General features: G+C 33.0%; 3 protein-coding genes. 2 read left to right on the top strand and 1 reads right to left on the bottom strand.

Translation table 11 applies throughout. The annotated features are described in order from the left end of the window. Positions 1-1,529 (top strand): DUF1800 family protein (locus tag ACIQZC_RS09415; RefSeq protein ID WP_396138974.1); only part of this gene is annotated, 1,529 nt, incomplete at its 5' end. Positions 1,530-1,533: 4 nt separating this feature from the next. Continuing rightward, complete coding sequence (locus tag ACIQZC_RS09410; RefSeq protein ID WP_396138973.1) at positions 1,534-3,135, top strand: DUF1501 domain-containing protein; 1,602 nt, start codon at positions 1,534-1,536, stop codon at positions 3,133-3,135. 192 nt (positions 3,136-3,327) lie between these two features. Here the strand turns inward: ACIQZC_RS09410 and ACIQZC_RS09405 are convergent, their stop codons facing one another. Then, entirely contained in the window at positions 3,328-4,137 is an 810-nt protein-coding gene (locus tag ACIQZC_RS09405; RefSeq protein WP_396138972.1) for a hypothetical protein, read from the bottom strand. Between the last annotated feature and the right edge of the window lie 65 nt (positions 4,138-4,202).

Here is a 4,202-nt window from a genome sequence, read left to right as displayed (position 1 = left end):
TAAATTCAAGTGTCAATTCGCTTTTAACTATTCCAAATACAGTACCAAGTCCGCCCGTTAATTATTATCAAAATGTTTATGCCGATGAAGGAAATGTTCCATACGGAAGTGATTGGACCCAACATGCTTTCAATTCAAATTCCATAGGAAACACAACAAATGTTTATCGAATTACGGGGCTTTCTGCCTGGAATTTAGGACAAGGATTAAACCAACAACTCAATATAAAAGAAAAAATGACCTGGTTTTGGTATCATTTTATTCCAATTGATTTTAATACAGTTAGAGTTTCTCAAAATATTTATTGTGCTACTAATTCTGCTCGAATATCTCATGAATACATTCAAAATTTTAGAAATAATGGTTTAGGAAATTTTAAAACCTTAATCCGAAATGTAGCAACACAGCCTGCAATGATGTATTATTTGAACAATCAAGCCAATACAAGCAGTGCGCCAGATGAAAATTTTGCTCGTGAAATCATGGAGCTTTTTACGCTTGGTAAAGACCCTTTGAGTCAATTTACTGAAGCTGATGTAATTGCCGCTGCAAAAGTACTTACCGGTTGGCGGGTTCAAAATCTTAATTCACACCCTACAACAACCTCTTTTGTAGCAACACAACACGACACTTCAAACAAAACATTTTCTGCGTTTTTTAACAACACTATCATCTCAAATAATGGAAGTGCCGAATTAGATGCGTTCATAGATTTGATCTTTTCAAAATCGCAAGTTGTATCCGAATATATTTGTCGCAGATTGTATCGCTATTTTGTGTATTATGACATTGATGCCAATATTGAAGCGAATGTAATCGTTCCTTTAGCACAACATTTTGTTGCAAACAATTGGGAAATAGCACCTGTTTTAGATAAATTATTCAAAAGCCAACATTTTTATGATATGGCAAATTATGGGGTGTACATCAAATCTCCATTTGATTTAATTCTTGGAAGTATGCGTACTTTTAATTTGAATTACAATGTTTCAGACGCCACTAATCACCATGCTCAATACTATGTTTGGGGCGCCATAAATACAAGATTTTTAGTCCCTAACGATCAATCAATGGGTAATATGCCTAATGTTGCGGGTTGGCCTGCCTATCATCAAAGTCCAAATTTCCATGAATATTGGATCAATTCCAATACCGTTCAAAAAAGAGCAGCATTTATTGATGCTATATTTAATGGATTTAATTTGACCTATAACGGTTTAACAACTCGCATTGAGGTTGATGTAATTGCATGGGTTTCACAATTTTCGGCAGGAACCATTGCAGATCCAGATGCATTAGTCAACGAGTGTGTTAAATATTTACTTCCCGTTGATTTGAGTAGTACTGCAAAATTAGAATTAAAAGTACAAAATTTGTTGTCCAATCAAGTACAAAATTATTATTGGTCAGATGCTTGGAATAACTATATCAGCAACCCAACAAACAATGGTTTTAAAAATGTAGTAAAATCACGTTTAAAAAGTTTGCTACTCGCTATCACTCAATTATCAGAATATCAATTAATGTAGCATTATGAAAAGAAGAAATTTTATAAAAACAACTGCATTAGCCTCAACTCCTTTATTATTAAGAGGAATTCCGGTAATGGCATCTTCAGAGTTTGATAGTTTAACACTAGAAAAAATGGCGCTTTCTGCCGTAAATTGTGGCAAAATATTAGTTATTATTCAGCAAAATGGAGGAAATGACGGTTTAAACACGGTGTTCCCATTAGACCAATGGAGTAAACTATTTAATGCGCGGTCGAATATTTTAATGGACGAATCTAGCGTGTTAACCTTAAACAACAATAGCTCAACGGGACTTCATCCAGCAATGACTGAAATGAAAAATCTGTATAATAATGGCAAAATGATGATTATGCAAGGGGTGTCCTATCCTAATCCTAATTACAGTCATTTTAGAGCAACCGATATTTGGTTCACAGCATCAGGAAGCAATCAAAACCTTGATAGTGGTTGGCTTGGAAGGGCATTAGATATTAAATATCCGAATTACCCAACCGCGTATCCTTCTGCAGAAATGTCCGATCCATTAGCCATACAAATAGGTTCCACACTGCCTTTTTCATTACAAGGGCCAAATATGAATATGGGGTATAGCGCTCCCGATCCGAATGCCCTTTTGAATGTCATAAATGGTATTACCGATCCTGCGCCTAATTCTGATTATGGACACGAACTTACGTTTCTTCGGTTGATGAAAGATCAAAGTAATGTGTATAGAAATGTAATTCAAGCCGCATATAACAGCCCTTTGAACTCGGGAGTAACTTATCCGACAAACAATAAACTAGCCGATCAATTAAAAATTGTTGCCAAGTTAATTAATGGAGGATTGCAAACGCCTGTTTATATTGTAAATCATCCAAACACGCATGACACCCATGAAAATCAAGTTAGCAGTACCGACAAAACACAAGGTTCTCAGGCGGTTAACTTAACGCTATTGTCCCAAGCCATTGGTGCTTTTCAACAAGAAATAGCTTACATGGACAAAGAAGATAAAGTAACCGGAATGACTTTTAGTGAATTTGGAAGAAGAATAAAAAGTAACGCGAGTATGGGAACCGATCATGGTGCTGCTGCTCCTGTTATATTTTTTGGAGGCGCTTTAAATACAAGTCCGAGTGCAGTTGCAAATACTGCTTACCCGGTTTCGGGTATGATCGGTACAAGTCCCGAATTGCCCACAACTGCTACTACAAGCAGCCAAGTGCCCATGCAATTTGATTATCGACAACTGTATACAACCGTAATGCAAGATTGGTTGTGTATGTCTGAAAGTGAAGCTGCTGAAGTTTTAGGAGGCAATTATGTGAAATTACCCATTTTTGAAAGCACCTTAGACAGTACTATAACTTATGATGATGTGATTACACTTTATCCAAATCCATCTAGTAATGGTGCTATTTCTTTATTGTTCCCTGAAGCAGTAAATACCAATGTTCAATTTACTGTTTTTTCTATTAATGGCAGTTTAATAGACAACCGTGTTGCCTATGTAACTGACAAAAATATAACCTTAGATTATTTATCACTGGCCTCTGGAACCTATATTCTTTCTATTGAATGGAACCGACAAAAGGCATTTAAAAGATTTGTAATTTTATAATATCCCTTTTAACACTATAAAAACCCCGCAAATTTGATTTTGTGGGGTTTTTTTGTGAGCACGGAATGCAATTTGGCGCTATCGGGATTGCAAATCCGCGCTATCAGGTTTTGTGGGGTTTTTTCTTTTTGGGCACGGAATGCAATTCCGCGCTATCGGGATTTCAACTTAAACTTATAATAATATACAATATTATTGATAAATTATGTGATAATTAATAGAGTTATTAAAATTAAGATTTGTTTGATTATAAAAATACATAACTGTTGAAGGAAATTCAACATTATTATAAATGTATGAAAAATTACCATAAAGATTGTTTAACATATTTTTTTGGGTTGAGAAAAATATATCTCCATAAAAACTATAATTATCTAAATCTACTCCCCCCTCGACAAATGCATCTTGAACACCACTAATGTTTTTGAAAGGACTATTGGTTGAACTATAATTAATATTAGTAAAATTATATTTTGAAATTAAGTTATTAGTTATAATAAAGTTGTCGGTTATTGTATTTGGATTTGGATTTCCATCTGTATCAAAACTAGTCATTGTTCTTGTAATAGAATTTGAATTATATATATAGTCAAAATTATCAATCAAAGAATTATTAAAAAAGAATTTTTTATTAACTAGTTTATTGTTATTGTATGTAAAATCAAAATACATTTCAACTTGACCCAAATTATTAATAAGTTCAATTTTAGAAATAAAATTACCGTTATACGTGAAATTAAGACTATATTCTCCTTCTATCAAAATACCGTTTTCAAAATCAGAATATTTAACCTCTATGTTATTTAACTTACTACCGTTGTAAAAAAATTCATAGATATAATTTGAATAAAATTCAAAACCGGTTCGTGAATCATCTTTTATTATTTTTTTTGGTAAAATTGTATTCGGGTCAAAGTTTTGAATTTCATTTTGGGGGTCATCACTAGAGCATGACAAAATAAATAGTGATAATACGAATGTTATTGTAATAATTTTTTTCATTTTTAAAATTTTATATTAAGTCCTCAAAGATATGTAATTATATTTTATAAAAATCTTGTTATCAA

The sequence above is a fragment of the Flavobacterium sp. genome (assembly GCF_044338735.1).
In the GTDB taxonomy this organism is placed as follows: domain Bacteria; phylum Bacteroidota; class Bacteroidia; order Flavobacteriales; family Flavobacteriaceae; genus Flavobacterium.
Note: the sequence above shows the minus strand (reverse complement) of the source record. Positions and strands in the feature narration are given on the sequence as shown.

Bases quoted from the DNA above. Each gene is read 5' to 3' on its own strand.
- ACIQZC_RS09405 (WP_396138972.1), bottom strand. From the start codon at position 4,137: ATGAAAAAAATTATTACAATAACATTCGTATTATCACTATTTATTTTG.
- ACIQZC_RS09410 (WP_396138973.1), top strand. From the start codon at position 1,534: ATGAAAAGAAGAAATTTTATAAAAACAACTGCATTAGCCTCAACTCCT.